Source organism: Actinomadura sp. CNU-125 (assembly GCF_001942465.1).
Classification (GTDB): Bacteria; Actinomycetota; Actinomycetes; order Streptosporangiales; family Streptosporangiaceae; genus Spirillospora.
Genome location: NZ_MKJY01000138.1, coordinates 1 through 13,467, shown reverse-complemented (window position 1 = coordinate 13,467; position 13,467 = coordinate 1). Strand labels below are relative to the sequence as shown.

Genomic DNA, 13,467 nt, shown 5'->3' with positions numbered 1-13,467 from the left:
ACGGTTCCGGCCGGTCTCGCGGTCAGGAACCCGGTGCCGGACGCAGCAGCGCCTCCTGGGCGATAGACGCCAGGAGCGTCCCGTCCGCCGTGTGGAGCGTCCCCCGCGCCAGGCCGCGGGCGGCATGGTTCGTCACCGGGTCCGCCGAGTACAGCAGCCACTGGTCGACGCGCGGCGGCCGGTGGAACCACACCGCGTGGTCGAGCGTGACGGCCGTCACGAGCTCGCGCGGGGAACCGGGCGCGCGTGCGCTGCTCACCATCCCCATGTCCGTCAGGTAGGCGACGAGGCAGGCGTGCAGCGCCGGATCGTCCCCGACGGGCCGGGACGCGCGGATCCAGAACGGGTGCGGGATCCGGAACTCGCCCTCGGCGGGCGGGTTCACCGCGCGGATGTCGAACCCGACCGGATGCTTGAAGAACGCGGGCAGTTCAGCGGGCGGCAGCGTCTCGGGGGCGGGCGTCCCGGACGGCGGCTCGGGCTGCCAGTCGAAACCGTCCTCCGGTTCGTGGAAGGACGCGATCAGCTCCAGGATCGGCTTGCCGCCCTGGCTCGCCGTCACGTGCCGGGTCGAGAACGAGCGCCCGTCCCGGGTCCGGGCGACGTCGAGGGTCAGCGGCTCGTCCGGCATCCCCGGGCGGATGAAGTAGGCGTGCAGGGAGTGCGGCGGGCGCCCGCCCGCGGTCAGGCACGCCGCGCGCAGGCTCTGCCCGGCGACCTGGCCGCCGAACAGCCGCGGCCGTCCCACCGACGGCGCGGTCGCCAGGAAGGAGTCCTCGCCGAGCGCCGTCAGCTCGAACAGCCGCGTGATGTCGTGCGGGACCTCGTCGCTCATCTGATGCGTCCTCCTGCTCCGGGGCCTGTCGTGGCGGGCGGCGCCCGACCGGATGGCGCGACCCTATCCGCGCCCGGAACGAATCGGTCATCCGGGCTCGAACCCCCACGGGTTCGGGCCCGGCCTTCATGCGGTGACGTACGGCCGCCCTATGATCGCCGTCGGGCACGGGGGAGCGCCCGGGGGTACGGCGCCCGGCCCGCCGAGGGAATGAGAGAGGCAATGGCAGACATCACCGAGGCGCCCGAATGGTCGGCGCTGGCCGAGCATCAGGCGGCGCTGGCCGGGCGGCACCTGCGCGACCTGTTCGCCGACGACCCGGGGCGCGCCGACCGCATGACGGTGACCGCGGGGGACCTGTTCCTGGACTACTCCAAGCACCGGGTCACCGGCGAGACGATCGGGCTGCTGACCGCGCTCGCCGCGCGCTCCGGGCTGCGCGAGCGGATCGACGCGATGTTCGCGGGCGAGCACATCAACGTCAGCGAGGACCGGGCCGTCCTGCACACCGCGCTGCGGCTGCCGCCCGGCGCGGAGCTGGTGGTGGACGGGCAGGACGCCGCGGCGGACGTGCACGCGGTCCTGGAGAAGGCGGCCGACTTCGCCGGGCGGGTCCGCGCGGGGGAGTGGACGGGGTTCACCGGCGAGCCGATCCGGACGGTCGTCAACATCGGCATCGGCGGGTCCGACCTCGGCCCCGCGATGGCCTACGAGGCCCTCCGCGACTACGTGGACGCGGGCATCGCGTGCAGGTTCGTGTCGAACATCGACCCGGCGGACGTCACCGCGGCCCTCGCCGGCCTCGACCCCGCGACGACGCTGTTCGTGATCAGCTCCAAGACGTTCGGGACGCTGGAGACCCTCACCAACGCCAGGGTCGCGCGGAGCTGGCTCGTCGAGCGGCTCGGCGACGAGGCGGCCGTGTCGCGGCACTTCGTCGCGGTGTCCACCAATGCCGAGCGGGTCGCCGAGTTCGGCATCGACACCGCCAACATGTTCGGCTTCTGGGACTGGGTGGGCGGCCGCTACTCCCTCGACTCCGCGATCGGCCTGTCGCTGATGATCGCGATCGGGAGCGAGGCGTTCCGCGAGATGCTCGCCGGGTTCCGCGAGATCGACGAGCACTTCCGCACCGCGCCCCTAGAGGCGAACATGCCCGTCCTGATGGGCCTGCTCGGCGTCTGGTACACCGACTTCTTCGGCGCCCAGACCCGCGCCGTCCTGCCCTACAGCCAGCGGCTGTCGCGGTTCCCCGCGTACCTGCAGCAGCTGACGATGGAATCCAACGGCAAGTCCGTGCGGGCCGACGGCGCCCCGGTCGTCGCGCAGACCGGCGCGATCTTCTGGGGCGAGCCCGGGACGAACGGGCAGCACGCCTTCTACCAGCTGCTGCACCAGGGCACCCGGCTCGTGCCCGCCGACTTCATCGGCCTCGCCGAACCGTTCGAGGACCGCGCCGTCGACGGCGGGGCCGGGGGCATGCACGACCTGCTCACCGCGAACATGCTCGCCCAGACGTCCGCGCTCGCGTTCGGCAAGACCGCGGAGGAGATCGCCGCCGAGGGGACGCCCGCCGCGATCGTCCCGCACAAGGTCATGCCGGGGAACCGGCCCACCAGCACGATCCTGGTGCCGAAGCTGACCCCCAAGACCCTCGGGGAGCTCGTCGCGCTCTACGAGCACATCGTGTTCGTCGAGGGGACGATCTGGGGCATCGACTCCTTCGACCAGTGGGGCGTCGAGCTCGGCAAGGTCATGGCGCAGGACCTCGCGCCCGCGCTGACGTCCGCGGAGCCGCCGGCCGGCGCGCCGACGCGTCGACGGCGGCGCTCGTCCGCCGCTACCGGGAGCTGCGCGGAGCGCGGTCTGAACCTCCGCGCGTGCGAAGGGGAGCGGGCCCGCCGGATTTCCGGCGGGCCCGCTCCCGTGTCGTCGTGCGGTCAGGCCCGGGCGCGGGGGCCAGGCCCCCGGTCCAGCCCTCCGAGTCCAGGACGGCGCGAAGCTCGGAGTAGGAGATGAAGCCGTCGAAGTTGGTGTCGGCCTGCTCGAACCGGTGCTGCGTCTCGGCCCGCGTCCAGGCGAGCCCGAGGTGCTCCAGGACGAGCGTGAACTCCATCAGATCGAGCTTGTCGTCGCCGCCGAGGTCCGCCCGCGCGAACGCGGCGTGCAGATCGTCCTCGGTCGGCTTTGTCGTCATCTCGCTCCTCGTCTGGTCCGATGTGCCCGCATCATGCCACAGACGCGAGCCGGTCCCCATGAGAAACGCCGACGGGGAGGAGCGGGTTCCACGGCGCGCGGAGGCGGACGACCGTCCGGCCCGTTCCGGACCGCCACAATGCCCGGCCCCGGTTTCCGCCCCGTTCTCCCGCCTCACGCGCCGCCGGTCAGCTCCGGGACGCGGTGCCGGTACCGGGCCAGCAGCGCCGCGTTGACCTCGTCGCCGCCGGGGACGTTCGCGCTCGTCCAGCGCGGCAGGTCCACGCCCCGCCGCGCCGCGAGATCGTCCAGGTCGGCCAGGACGCGCGCCCACGCGTACGCCGCGAGCACCGTCGACACCGCGGCCGTCCGCGGCCGCTCCGCCGGGTGCAGGACGTCGCCGGGCGGCACCCGCGTGTCCAGGACGAGCGTCGCGTGGTCGGCGAGGGTCGTGTCCGTCCGCGCCGCCGCGCCGCGCGACGCCCGCGCCGATGTGACCGCGATCACCGGGACGTCCCGTGCCGCGCACTCCCGGGCCACCTCCACCGGGTACGGGTTGCGGCCGCTGGTGGAGAACACCACCGCCACGTCCGGCGCGCGCGCGCCGCCTCCGCCGCGACGGCCCGGCCCACCCCGCGCTCCCGCTCGACGCGGGTGCTGCGGACCGCGTCGTCGAGGGGGAACACGCCGGGATCGAACACCGGGCGGACGGCCGCGAGCCCGCCCGCCCGGTAGAACGTCTCGCACACCATCGCCAGCGAGTGCCCCGCCCCGGCGACGTGCACGATGCCGTCGGCCTCGATCGCCGCCAGCAGCAGCGCGGCGGCGTCCCCGATCGCGGCACCGGCGGCGCCGTCCAGATCGTCGAGCAGCGCCCGCACCCGGTCGGGGAGCCCCCCGGGAGACCGTCCGGGGGATGGTCCGGGGGATGCTGCCGGGACGGACGGGTCAGGCATCGGGTACGGCCTCCTTCAGGGTGCGCGCCAGCTCGTCCCGGCCGGACGCCGCGCGGAGCCGGTCGGCCAGGCCGCCCGACAGCGCGCGCGCCAGCGCGGACAGGGTGCCGACGTGCACGTCGGGGTCGGGCGTGCAGAACGCGAGCAGCAGATCCACGGGATCGTTGTCGGGGTGGCCGAACTCGACCGGCGACGCGAGCCGGGTCGCCCCGACGCCGACGGCCAGCCCGCCTTCCTCGGGACGGGCGTGCACCAGCGCGAGGCCCTTGGTCAGCACGATGTACGGGCCGTTCTCCTCGACCACCCGCACGCACGCGTCCGGGTAGCCCGGACCGGCGGCGCCCGCTTCGACCAGCGCGGACGCCGCCGCGCGGACGGCCTCCGGCCAGCCGGCCGCGGCGGTCCCGTCGGTCGCGACGACGATGGGCGCGGAGACGGTCACGCCAGCCACCCCTGCTCGCCCAGCCGGTCGCGGAGCTGCGCCTCCAGGCCGTCCTTGTCGAGGAAGTCGCTGATCGTGATCACGACCGGGGCGAGGTCGGTGATCTCCTCGGTGTGCATGCCCTGCCCGATGACCACGTCCGGGCTCATCCCGCGCGCCGTGGACACGTCGGTGTTCTCCACCCGGGCGTCCACGCCGAGCGAGCGCAGCGCGTCCTCGGCGGTCATCTTCAGCATCAGGCTCGACCCCATGCCGACCCCGCACACCGCGAGGATCTCCAGTTGCCGGTCCAGTGCCATGTCGCTGTCTCCTTCTGCTTCTCGTTCGTTACGGTTCCGGTTCCGGTTTCCGTCATGCCTTCCCGGCCGCGACGGCGTCGCCCTTCTCCTCCGGGCCGTCGTCCCCGCGGCGCTTCTCCCCGCGGTGGACGAGCAGCAGCGTCACGACGGTCGCGGCGAGGGCCACGACCGGCACCAGCCACAGCGTGCCGGTGCCGAGGACCGGGTCGGCGGCCTTCAGCAGCCACGCGATCGCGTACCAGTCGGGGTCGGCCAGGGTGGCCAGCTCCGGCGCGGTCTTCTCGAACAGCCCCCAGGTGACGGCCTGCCCGATCGCCAGGATCAGGCCGCTGACCACGCCGCCGAGGACGGCGCCGCGCCAGCCCGCGACGACGTTGCCGAACAGCCCGGCCGCGCCGCCCACGAAGAACAGCATGATCATGGGCGGGACGAGCGTGAACCACCCGGCCGCGGCGAAGACGCCGAGGCAGGCCAGGAACACCACGGTGGACGCGACGAAGCCGAGCATCACCGCGGTCGGCGCCACCGGGAAGACGGTCGGCGCGTCCAGCGCGGGCCGGGTGCCCGGGATGACCCGGTCGCTGAAGCCCTTGAACGCCGGGACGATCTCGCCGAGGAACATCCGCACGCCGAACAGCAGGATCGCGATGCCGCCCGCGAACCGCAGGCCGACGAGCAGCGCCCACACCCACGGCGACAGCTTGGCGTCCATGGCGGCGGCGGCCTCGCCGACGACCTTGTCGTCGGCCAGCGCGACGCCGATCAGCATGATCACGCAGATGATCAGCGCGGTGCTGACGTTGACGTCCTTGAAGAACGACAGCTGCCGCGGCAGCTTGAGCTTCTCGGTGTCGTGCTTCTCCCGGCTGCCCAGCGGGCGCGCGGCGTAGCCGGTGATCAGCGCGGCCAGCGAGCTGGTGTGCGCGAACCCGAACCGGTCGTCCGGCATGACGCGGCGCATCAGCGGCCGCATCCACAGCGGCTGCAGCGTCCAGTAGGCGGCGACGAACCCCGCCCCGCACAGGACGAGCGTGAGCTGGTTCGAGCCGGGCGCGACCGTCACCATCGTGGCGACCGTGACCGTGCTGATCCAGAACATCAGGTGGCCGGTGAGGTAGAGGTACCGGGCCGCCGGGAACACCCGCACGATCACCACGTGCAGCAGGAACGCCACCGTGATCACCAGGGCGATCGTGCCGCCCTGATCCTGGAGGAACCCGTCCAGGGTCCGCTCGGCCTTCGGCGGATCGGTGTTCATCGCGCTCGCCAGCACCGTCTGGAAGCTGGTGAGCCCGCCGCTGAAGATCTCGATGCCGATGAAGAGGATCACCACGCCGATCGTCGCGCGCAGCGCGCCGCGAACACGTCCTCGAACCGCTTGCGCTGCAGGATCAGCCCGGCGAGCGTGATGAGCCCGATGAGGATGGGCACCTGGCCGAACACGTTGTCCGCCAGGAACGTGAGGATGTCCTTGATGACGTCCATGGGTGAGATCGCCTCACTTCTCGGGGGTGGGTGGTGCGCTGTCGCCCCCGTCAGCGCGGGTGGCCGGTCCCGGGCGGACCCGGGGGACGCCGGTCGGTCGTGGTGGGTGCGTCGCGTCTCGTGAACGGTCGGTGGGTCGTCGGGTCGGTGAATCGGTGGGTCGGTGGGTCGTCGGGGCGGTCAGCGGGCGGGCGGCCGCAGGTCGATCTCCAGCCGGTAGCGGTCGCCGCGGTAGACCGACCGGACGTACTCCAGCGGTCTCCCGTCGGCGTCGCGGGTGACCCGCTCGAACAGGAACGCCGGCGTGTGCACCGGCACGTCCAGTTCGGCGGCCTCCTCCTCGGTGGTGACGGTCGGCTCGATCGTCTCGGTGCCAGAGGCGATGACGACGCCGTCGGCGCGCAGCAGGTCGTAGAACGACCCGCCTTCGAGGTCCTGGCGCCGCAGGTCCGGCAGCAGCGCCCGCGGCAGGTACAGGGTCTCGATGGCCATGGTCGCGTCGTCCGCGAGCCGTAGCCGCCTAATGGTAAATACCTCTTCGACGGGGGAGAGGGCCAGGCGGCGGCCGATCCGCGCCCCCGCGGTCGCCGTGCGGAACGACAGCACCCGGCCCCCCGGCCGCATCCCGCGCCGGATCATGTCCTCGCTGAACGAGGTCATGGTCAGCGGCACGGCGATCCGGGGCTCGGCGACGTAGGTGCCGCTGCCGTGCCGCCGGTCCAGCCGTCCCTCGGCGACCAGCCCGGCGATGGCCTGCCGCAACGTGGGACGGGACACGCCGAGTTCGGTCGCCAGCCGGCGCTCGGACGGCAGCGCCTCGCCGACGTCCAGCCCGTCCAGCATCTCCAGCAGCCGCTGTCGCACGGCCTGCCGCTTCGTGTGCCCGTTGCGGGCCGCACCGGCGGTAGTCATCCGGTCCGACCTCCCGTCCGTTCCCTGTCGTGTCGGCACACGTTATGTCCCTTCGCCCGAATTGGTCAATACCACTTTGTCGATGTTTGCCATGGTGGACGAGCGCGGCGCCGGTTTACGGTCGCCCCGGATCGTCGGGGGACCACGGAGGTCCGCGCGCCGGGCGCGCGGCGAGGAAGGCGGCGAGATGAGAAGAGTGCTGTGGGGAGCGGTGGCGCTCGCGTCCCCGCTGGTCCTGGCGGCGACGCTGGGCGCCGCGCCGGCCGCGGCGGGCGGCCCGCCCCACGACCGGGACGGGTGGCGGCTGCTGGCGAAGGAATCGTTCGACCGGCACCTCGACAGCCGCCGGTACCCCTGGTTCCGGGACGGGGACGGACCGTCGAGCCCCTACGACGTCGACATGTACGACAACGACGGCGCCTACTTCGACACCGTCGGCGGCCCCGCGTTCCGCGAGCAGCTCGCGAAGACGGAGACCTACCGGCAGTCGTTCACGTTCGGGAAGCGCGGCTGGCTCACCGCCGAGCTCGCCGCCCGCGACGCCGACGGCGACGGCCGTCCCGACGCCCCGCCGACGCTCACGTCCGGTGCGGGCGTCGCGCGGCTGGAGGAGCCCGGCCACCAGGCGGGCGTCGTGATCCGCTCGACCCGCGACCTGCCCGCCGAGTACCGCGTCGAGATGACGCTGCGCGGCCTCGACTTCGGCGGGGAACGCGACGGGCTCTGGAACTACCCGGACGGGCGGATCAACGGCTACTCGCCCGAGGGCTGCAAGACGAACTTCCCCTGGGCGTCCGGCGGGGACTTCTCCCGGCCCGAGTGCGAATGGGCGGACGTCCGCACCGACTCCAACGGCTTCTACTACATGTCGATCATGGACTACCGGCAGGTCGCGCCGCACAACAACGTGTTCGTTCACGCGCACCGCAAGGTCGCCATGGACGGCTACAACCGCTACGCCTACGAGGGGTCGGGGCTGCGGTACTGCAACCCCGCGACCGGCGGGTACGAGCCCTACGAGGCGGGCACCGGCAACGGCGTCAACGCGCTGTTCATGACCGACGACCGCAGGTACGCCACGATGCCCGGCACCGAGTACCTGATGGAGAGCGAGTGCGGGTACGCCAAGGGCGGCGCGATCGTCTCGGCCGTCGACATGCGGCCCGAACTGCTGCCCGAACGGCCTTACACGTTCGCGATCGAGCGGCGCGGCGGCGCGTACACGATGGAGATGTCGGGCGTCTTCGCCCACGTCGGCCAGGCCACCTTCCGTTACACGCGCGAGTTCGTCGAGGACGGGGAGCCCATCTGGCACTACAACCAGAAGCCCGCGGAGTACGACGGGCGGTTCAACGCGGACTGGACGTGGGAGGGCCCCGGCGGCACGCTCGTCGACCGTGACACCTGGCCCGCCGGATCCGCCTATCCCGACAGGTTCATGATCGGGGATCCGCACATGAACTTTTACGAGGGGCGCGCGAAGGTGGACGACGTCCGCCTCTACGTCCCGCGCTGACACCGGTCGTCCACGCGGGGCGGCGGTGCCGGAACGGCGGTGACGCGACCGTGGCGACGGGACGGGAACGCCGGGGCGCGAGCGTCCCGGCGGGACCGGCCGACGGGACCTCGGCGACCCGGGATCGCCTATATCGTGGGCCCCATGACGGCGGGACCGCGCACCGCGGGAATCCAAACCGAACGAAACGGCGCCGCGGCCCTGCGCCGGGGAGCCTCGTGATCCGCCCGGTCGTCGAGCCGGACGCGCCGGGCCGGCCGCCGGAGCCGTCCCTCGCCGACCCCTGCGACGCGCGGGAACCGGCGGGGGAGCGGCTGCACACCGGCGGGCCGGGCCCCGGCCTGGACGTGTTCCTGTCCGGCCGCGTCTTCATGGACATGATCTTCACCGGGCTGCCCGGGCTGCCGCCGCCCGGCACCGAGATCGTCACCGACGGGCTCGGGTCGGCGCCCGGCGGCGTCGCCAACATCGCGGTCGCGATGAGCCGGCTCGGCCTGCGGGTCGGCCTCGCCGCGCCGTTCGGCGACGACATGTTCGGCGCCTACCTGTGGCGGACGCTCGCCGAGCAGGAGGGCGTCGACCTGCGCGCCTCCCGCCGCCTGCCCGGCTGGTCGACGCCGGTCACGGTCTCGATGGCCTACGACTCCGACCGCAGCATGGTGACGTACGCGCGTCCCGTCCCGCCGCAGGCCGAGGAACCGCCGGACGGCGCCCCGCCGGACGCCCGCGCCTGCTTCGTCGACGTCGACCGGCCCGTCCCGGCGTGGGCGGCCGGGATGCGCGAGCGCGGCGCGCTGATCTTCGCCGACCTCGGCTGGGACCCCACCGGCGCCTGGTCGGCCGAGGTGCTCGACCGGCTCGTGCACGTCGACGTGTTCATGCCGAACGCCGCCGAGGCGATGGCATACACCCGCACCGGGGACCCGCCGTCCGCCGCCGAAGCGCTCGCCGAACGCGCGCCGCTGGTGGTCGTCAAGTGCGGCGCGGACGGCGCCATCGCGCTGGACCGTGCGACGGGCGAGCGGGCCGAGGCCCCGGCCCTGCCCGTCCGGGCGCTGGACGCCACCGGGGCGGGGGACGTGTTCGCGGCCGGGTTCGTGTTCGGGACGCTCGCCGGGCTGCCGCTCGCGAGCGGCTGCGGTTCGCGACCTGTGCGCGGGGCTGTCGGTCCGGCACCGCAGCGGGTCGCTCGGCTCGCCGTGCTGGGGCGAGATCGCGGCGTTCGGCGAGTCGGGCGAGGTGCCCGAGACGGTCCTGGCCGACTACGCGTTCGTGGTCCCGTTCGTCCCGGAATTCGCGGAGAACACGGTCGTCCGGGCCGAGCCGACCCTGCGCGAGGGCCGGTAGGCGGGCGTCACGGCGTCTCGGCGAGGGCGCGCCCCGCGCGGTACTCCTGCGGGCTGACGCCGTGCTCCCGCTTGAACGCGGTGCTCAGCGCGAACGCGGTGCCGTAGCCGACGCGCCGCGCCACCGTCTCGAGCGTCGCGTCGCTCTCCCGCAGCAGGTCGGCGGCCTGCGCGAGACGCAGGCCCGTCAGATACGACATCGGCGGCTCCTCCAGCAGCTTGCCGAACCGCTGCGCGAGCGCCGCGCGGGACACCCCGACGCGGGCCGCGAGGTCGGCGACCGTCCAGGGGTGCGCGAGATCGTCGTGCAGCAGCCGCAGGGCCGGGCCGACCACCGGGTCGCCGTGCGCCCGGTACCAGCCCGGCCGCTCCGCCTCCGCGCGCGCGAACCAGGCCCGCAGCGCCGCGATGAGCAGCAGGTCCAGCAGCCGGTCGAGGACGACGTCCTGGCCGGGCTCGTCCTTGCCGATCTCCTCGCCGAGCAGCCCGACCAGCGGCGACTCCCAGGTGTCGCCGCGGACGATCGCCAGCTGCGGCAGCGCGGCCAGCAGCCGGCGGGTGACGGCCCCGCGCATCTGGTAGGTGCCGATCAGCATGACCGCCGACCCGTCCGGGTCGTTGCCCCAGGCCCGCACCCCGAGGTCCATCGCGTCCGCCGTGCTCGTGCCGTCCGGTGCCGTGCAGACCTGGCCGGGATGGATGACGACCTGCGGCGGGGTCGCCGGATCGTCCGCCATCGTGTACGGCTCCGGGCCCTTGATCAGCAGCACGTCGCCGGCCCGGACGGACCGCGGCTCGCCGCCGTCCGGCAGCACCCACGCGCCGTCCCGGATCATCGCGACGAGGGTGAGCGGCGCCTCGTCGCGGATCAGCACCGACCACGGGGGGTTCAGCATCGCGCGCAGCAGGAACGCGCCGCGCGCCCGGGGGCCGTCGAGGAGATCGGTGAGCGCGTCCACGCCGCCAGCTTAAGCGCCCGCGCCCGTCGGGGTCCCCCGGCGATTGGACGCTCGCGAATGCGGGCGAGCTTCTCGACGATGGTGGCCGGGGCCGTCCGCCGATTGACTCGAAGACATGACGAACACCACCGAAGCGAACACCACCGAAGCGAAGACCGAGAAGGGCCTCGCGCTCGTCCTGGGCGGCACCGGCAAGACCGGCCGGCGCGTCGTGGAGCGGCTGGAGGCCATGGACGTGCCCGTCCGGATGGGCTCCCGCTCGGCCGACCCCGCGTTCGACTGGACGGACGAGGCGGGCTGGCCGCGGGTCCTGCGCGGCGTCGACGCCGTCTACCTCGCGTTCGCCCCCGACCTCTCCGTTCCGGGCGCGCCGGACGTCATCCGCGCGTTCACGGCGGCGGCGCGGGACGCGGGCGTGCGGCGCGTGGTCCTGCTCTCGGGACGCGGCGAGGACGAGACCCTCGACTGCGAGGCGGTCGTGCGCGAGTCGGGGCTGCGGTGGACGATCGTCCGCGCGAGCTGGTTCGCGCAGAACTTCAGCGAGGACTACCTCCTCGACCCGGTCCGCGCGGGCGAGGTCGTCCTCCCGGCGGGCGACGTGCCCGAGCCGTTCGTGGACGCCGACGACATCGCCGACGTGGCGGTCGCGGCGCTCACCGCGGACGGGCACGCGGGCGAGATCTACGAGTTGACCGGGCCGCGCGCGCTGACCTTCCCCGAGGCGGTCGCCGAGATCGGCCGCGCCGCCGGACGCGAGATCGCCTATGTGCGGGTCGCGGTGGCGGACTACGCCGCCGCGGCGAAGGCGCAGGGCGTGCCCGACGAGGTCGCCGACCTGCTGACGTACCTGTTCGGCACCGTCCTGGACGGCCGCAACAGCCGCCCGGCCGACGGCGTGCGGCGCGCCCTCGGCCGCGAGCCCCGCGACTTCGCCGACTACGCCCGCGAGACCGCCGCCAGCGGCATCTGGAACGCTTAGCCGGCGGCCCGGCCCCGACGAGTTCGGGGCCGGGCCGCGCTCACCCCCACCCCCCACGAGCCTTACCTGGCAGATCGGAGATCGACCATGAAAAACGTGTTCACCATCATCTGTGCCGCGATGTCCTTCGTCGCGGCGGCGGGCATGGCGGGCGCCTTCTTCGGCTTCTCCACCGGTGTCATGCCGGGGCTGAACGCCGCGCGGCCGTCCTCGGCGATCGACGCCATGCAGGGGATCAACCAGAAGATCCAGAATCCGCTGTTCATCGCCATGTTCGTGTTGACGCCGGTCATCGCCGCCGCGGCCGGGATCCTGCTGCTGACGCTCGACCAGAAGGCGGCGGCGATCCTGTTCTTCGTCGCCGCCGGGGTGTACGTCGTCGGGGCGCTGTTCCCGAGCTTCGCCGTGAACATCCCGTTGAACAACGAGCTGGACAAGGCCGAGATCCCCGCGGACGCCGGCGAGGCCGCGCGCGTCTGGGCGGACTACTCCGGCCGCTGGACGGCGTGGAACCACGTGCGGGCGGTCGCGGGCTGGGCGAGCGTGCTGGCGATGGCCGCCGGGGCGTACCTGTGGGGCCGCGACGCCTGACGGCCGCCTACGATCACGGCATGAGCGGTCTCTACGCCATCAGCGACCTGCATGTGGGATTTCCCGACAACCGCGCGTTCGTGGAGGGGCTGCGCCCCGGGTCCGGCGGCGACTGGCTGATCGTGGCCGGGGACGTCGCCGAGCGCTTCGACGACGTCGAGCGGACGCTGCGCACCCTGGCCGGGCGGTTCGAGAAGGTGATCTGGACGCCCGGCAACCACGAACTATGGACGATCAAGGACGACCCGGTGCGGCTGCGCGGCGAGGCCCGCTACCGCCGCCTGGTGGACATGTGCCGCGAACACGGCGTGGCGACCCCCGAGGACCCCTATCCGGTGTGGACGGGCGACGGCGGCCCCGTGACGATCGCGCCGCTGTTCGTCCTGTACGACTACACGTTCCGCCCGGACGGGGCCTCCACCAAGGAGGAGGCCCTGGAGATCGCGCACGCGGCGGGCGTGGTGTGCACCGACGAGGTCTACCTGCATCCCGACCCGCATCCGACGCGGGACGCCTGGTGCGACGCCCGCGTCGCCTACACCGAGCGGCGGCTGGCGGAGCTGGAGCCGGGCGCCCGCACCGTCCTGGTCAACCACTGGCCGCTGATCCGCGAGCCCACGCGCGTCCTGTGGTACCCCGAGTTCGCCCAGTGGTGCGGCAGCGAGCGCACCGCCGACTGGCACGTCCGGTTCGGCGCGGTGTCGGTGGTGTACGGGCACCTGCACATTCCCCGGACGATCTGGGCGGACGGCGTCCCGCACGTCGAGGTGTCGGTCGGCTACCCGCGCGAGTGGCGGCGCCACCGGGGCGAGCCGCCCGGCCCGCGCCGCGTGCTGCCGCCGCCCGAGCGGGACGGGGCGGACGCCGCGACGGGCTAGGGCGTGTCTCGAAGTCCGGTGTGTGACGGTGTGTCGTGATCGTCAAACAGCGAGGTCTCCGGTAGAGGGTTCA

The 13,467-nt window shown here is 73.4% G+C and carries 15 protein-coding genes and 1 pseudogene; 6 read left to right on the top strand and 10 right to left on the bottom strand.

Annotated elements, in window-relative coordinates; genetic code table 11:
- Nucleotides 1-22 precede the first annotated feature (22 nt).
- A complete protein-coding gene (locus tag BJF79_RS17800; RefSeq protein ID WP_075898884.1) occupies nucleotides 23-835 on the bottom strand; it encodes an acyl-CoA thioesterase in 813 nt (270 codons plus the stop codon).
- 3 nt (nucleotides 836-838) lie between these two features.
- On the opposite strand from BJF79_RS17800, the pseudogene pgi reads away from it, so the two are divergent.
- Nucleotides 839-2,569 (top strand): annotated as a pseudogene (gene pgi / locus BJF79_RS17795) (glucose-6-phosphate isomerase); the annotation flags it as partial.
- Nucleotides 2,570-2,675: 106 nt separating this feature from the next.
- Here the strand turns inward: pgi and BJF79_RS67015 are convergent.
- From BJF79_RS67015 to BJF79_RS17765, 8 genes are all read right to left on the bottom strand, one after another.
- Nucleotides 2,676-2,951, bottom strand: a complete 276-nt coding sequence (locus tag BJF79_RS67015) for an EF-hand domain-containing protein (RefSeq protein ID WP_410050102.1) — start codon at nucleotides 2,949-2,951, stop codon at nucleotides 2,676-2,678.
- A gap of 254 nt (nucleotides 2,952-3,205) precedes the next feature.
- Entirely contained in the window at nucleotides 3,206-3,610 is a 405-nt protein-coding gene (locus BJF79_RS60510) for an SIS domain-containing protein (protein ID WP_410050101.1), read from the bottom strand.
- The gene (locus BJF79_RS60505) at nucleotides 3,535-3,987 is read right to left on the bottom strand and encodes an SIS domain-containing protein (RefSeq protein WP_262402198.1); all 453 of its coding nucleotides are present in this window, start codon (nucleotides 3,985-3,987) and stop codon (nucleotides 3,535-3,537) included. The genes BJF79_RS60510 and BJF79_RS60505 overlap by 76 nt, the downstream gene beginning before the upstream one ends.
- Nucleotides 3,980-4,429 (bottom strand): PTS sugar transporter subunit IIA, encoded by a 450-nt coding sequence (locus BJF79_RS17780; protein WP_075898882.1) that lies wholly within the window; start codon nucleotides 4,427-4,429, stop codon nucleotides 3,980-3,982. The genes BJF79_RS60505 and BJF79_RS17780 overlap by 8 nt, the downstream gene beginning before the upstream one ends.
- A complete protein-coding gene (locus BJF79_RS17775) occupies nucleotides 4,426-4,728 on the bottom strand; it encodes a PTS sugar transporter subunit IIB (protein ID WP_075898880.1) in 303 nt (100 codons plus the stop codon). Before BJF79_RS17775 ends, BJF79_RS17780 begins: the two co-directional genes overlap by 4 nt.
- A gap of 52 nt (nucleotides 4,729-4,780) precedes the next feature.
- A complete protein-coding gene (locus tag BJF79_RS17770) occupies nucleotides 4,781-6,061 on the bottom strand; it encodes a PTS transporter subunit IIC (RefSeq protein ID WP_075898878.1) in 1,281 nt (426 codons plus the stop codon).
- Nucleotides 6,055-6,213, bottom strand: a complete 159-nt coding sequence (locus BJF79_RS60500) for a hypothetical protein (RefSeq protein WP_262402197.1) — start codon at nucleotides 6,211-6,213, stop codon at nucleotides 6,055-6,057. Before BJF79_RS60500 ends, BJF79_RS17770 begins: the two co-directional genes overlap by 7 nt.
- Before the next feature lie 180 nt (nucleotides 6,214-6,393).
- Nucleotides 6,394-7,125, bottom strand: a complete 732-nt coding sequence (locus BJF79_RS17765) for a GntR family transcriptional regulator (protein WP_075898876.1) — start codon at nucleotides 7,123-7,125, stop codon at nucleotides 6,394-6,396.
- Between the two features lie 187 nt (nucleotides 7,126-7,312).
- On the opposite strand from BJF79_RS17765, the gene BJF79_RS17760 reads away from it, so the two are divergent.
- Both BJF79_RS17760 and BJF79_RS17755 read left to right on the top strand, forming a co-directional pair.
- Nucleotides 7,313-8,641 carry a hypothetical protein gene (locus tag BJF79_RS17760; RefSeq protein WP_075898874.1) on the top strand — a complete coding sequence of 443 codons (1,329 nt, stop codon included), beginning with the start codon at nucleotides 7,313-7,315 and terminating at the stop codon, nucleotides 8,639-8,641.
- Nucleotides 8,642-8,859: 218 nt separating this feature from the next.
- On the top strand, nucleotides 8,860-10,095 hold the full coding sequence (locus BJF79_RS17755; RefSeq protein ID WP_262402196.1) for a PfkB family carbohydrate kinase: 1,236 nt from the start codon (nucleotides 8,860-8,862) through the stop codon (nucleotides 10,093-10,095).
- Here BJF79_RS17755 and BJF79_RS17750 read toward each other — a convergent pair.
- Nucleotides 9,996-10,946 (bottom strand): AraC family transcriptional regulator, encoded by a 951-nt coding sequence (locus BJF79_RS17750; protein ID WP_075898872.1) that lies wholly within the window; start codon nucleotides 10,944-10,946, stop codon nucleotides 9,996-9,998. The two genes, BJF79_RS17755 and BJF79_RS17750, sit on opposite strands and share 100 nt — an antisense overlap.
- Nucleotides 10,947-11,061: 115 nt before the next feature.
- Here BJF79_RS17750 and BJF79_RS17745 point away from each other — a divergent pair, with 115 nt between their 5' ends.
- The 3 genes from BJF79_RS17745 (at nucleotide 11,062) to BJF79_RS17735 (ending at nucleotide 13,394) form a co-directional block, all read left to right on the top strand.
- Nucleotides 11,062-11,925, top strand: a complete 864-nt coding sequence (locus BJF79_RS17745) for an NAD(P)H-binding protein (protein WP_075898870.1) — start codon at nucleotides 11,062-11,064, stop codon at nucleotides 11,923-11,925.
- An 87-nt stretch (nucleotides 11,926-12,012) separates the two neighbouring features.
- Nucleotides 12,013-12,516, top strand: coding sequence for a DUF1772 domain-containing protein (locus BJF79_RS17740; protein ID WP_075898868.1), 504 nt, complete (start codon nucleotides 12,013-12,015; stop codon nucleotides 12,514-12,516).
- Between the two features lie 20 nt (nucleotides 12,517-12,536).
- On the top strand, nucleotides 12,537-13,394 hold the full coding sequence (locus BJF79_RS17735) for a metallophosphoesterase family protein (RefSeq protein WP_075898886.1): 858 nt from the start codon (nucleotides 12,537-12,539) through the stop codon (nucleotides 13,392-13,394).
- Nucleotides 13,395-13,467: the final 73 nt, after the last annotated feature.

What these genes read in the sequence shown, in the direction of transcription:
- BJF79_RS17800 (WP_075898884.1), bottom strand. Translation starts at nt 835, where the DNA reads ATGAGCGACGAGGTCCCGCACGACATCACGCGGCTGTTCGAGCTGACG.
- BJF79_RS67015 (WP_410050102.1), bottom strand. Translation starts at nt 2,951, where the DNA reads ATGGAGTTCACGCTCGTCCTGGAGCACCTCGGGCTCGCCTGGACGCGG.
- BJF79_RS60505 (WP_262402198.1), bottom strand. Translation starts at nt 3,987, where the DNA reads ATGCCTGACCCGTCCGTCCCGGCAGCATCCCCCGGACCATCCCCCGGA.
- BJF79_RS17775 (WP_075898880.1), bottom strand. Translation starts at nt 4,728, where the DNA reads ATGGCACTGGACCGGCAACTGGAGATCCTCGCGGTGTGCGGGGTCGGC.
- BJF79_RS60500 (WP_262402197.1), bottom strand. Translation starts at nt 6,213, where the DNA reads ATGGACGTCATCAAGGACATCCTCACGTTCCTGGCGGACAACGTGTTC.
- BJF79_RS17765 (WP_075898876.1), bottom strand. Translation starts at nt 7,125, where the DNA reads ATGACTACCGCCGGTGCGGCCCGCAACGGGCACACGAAGCGGCAGGCC.
- BJF79_RS17760 (WP_075898874.1), top strand. Translation starts at nt 7,313, where the DNA reads ATGAGAAGAGTGCTGTGGGGAGCGGTGGCGCTCGCGTCCCCGCTGGTC.
- BJF79_RS17745 (WP_075898870.1), top strand. Translation starts at nt 11,062, where the DNA reads ATGACGAACACCACCGAAGCGAACACCACCGAAGCGAAGACCGAGAAG.
- BJF79_RS17740 (WP_075898868.1), top strand. Translation starts at nt 12,013, where the DNA reads ATGAAAAACGTGTTCACCATCATCTGTGCCGCGATGTCCTTCGTCGCG.
- BJF79_RS17735 (WP_075898886.1), top strand. Translation starts at nt 12,537, where the DNA reads ATGAGCGGTCTCTACGCCATCAGCGACCTGCATGTGGGATTTCCCGAC.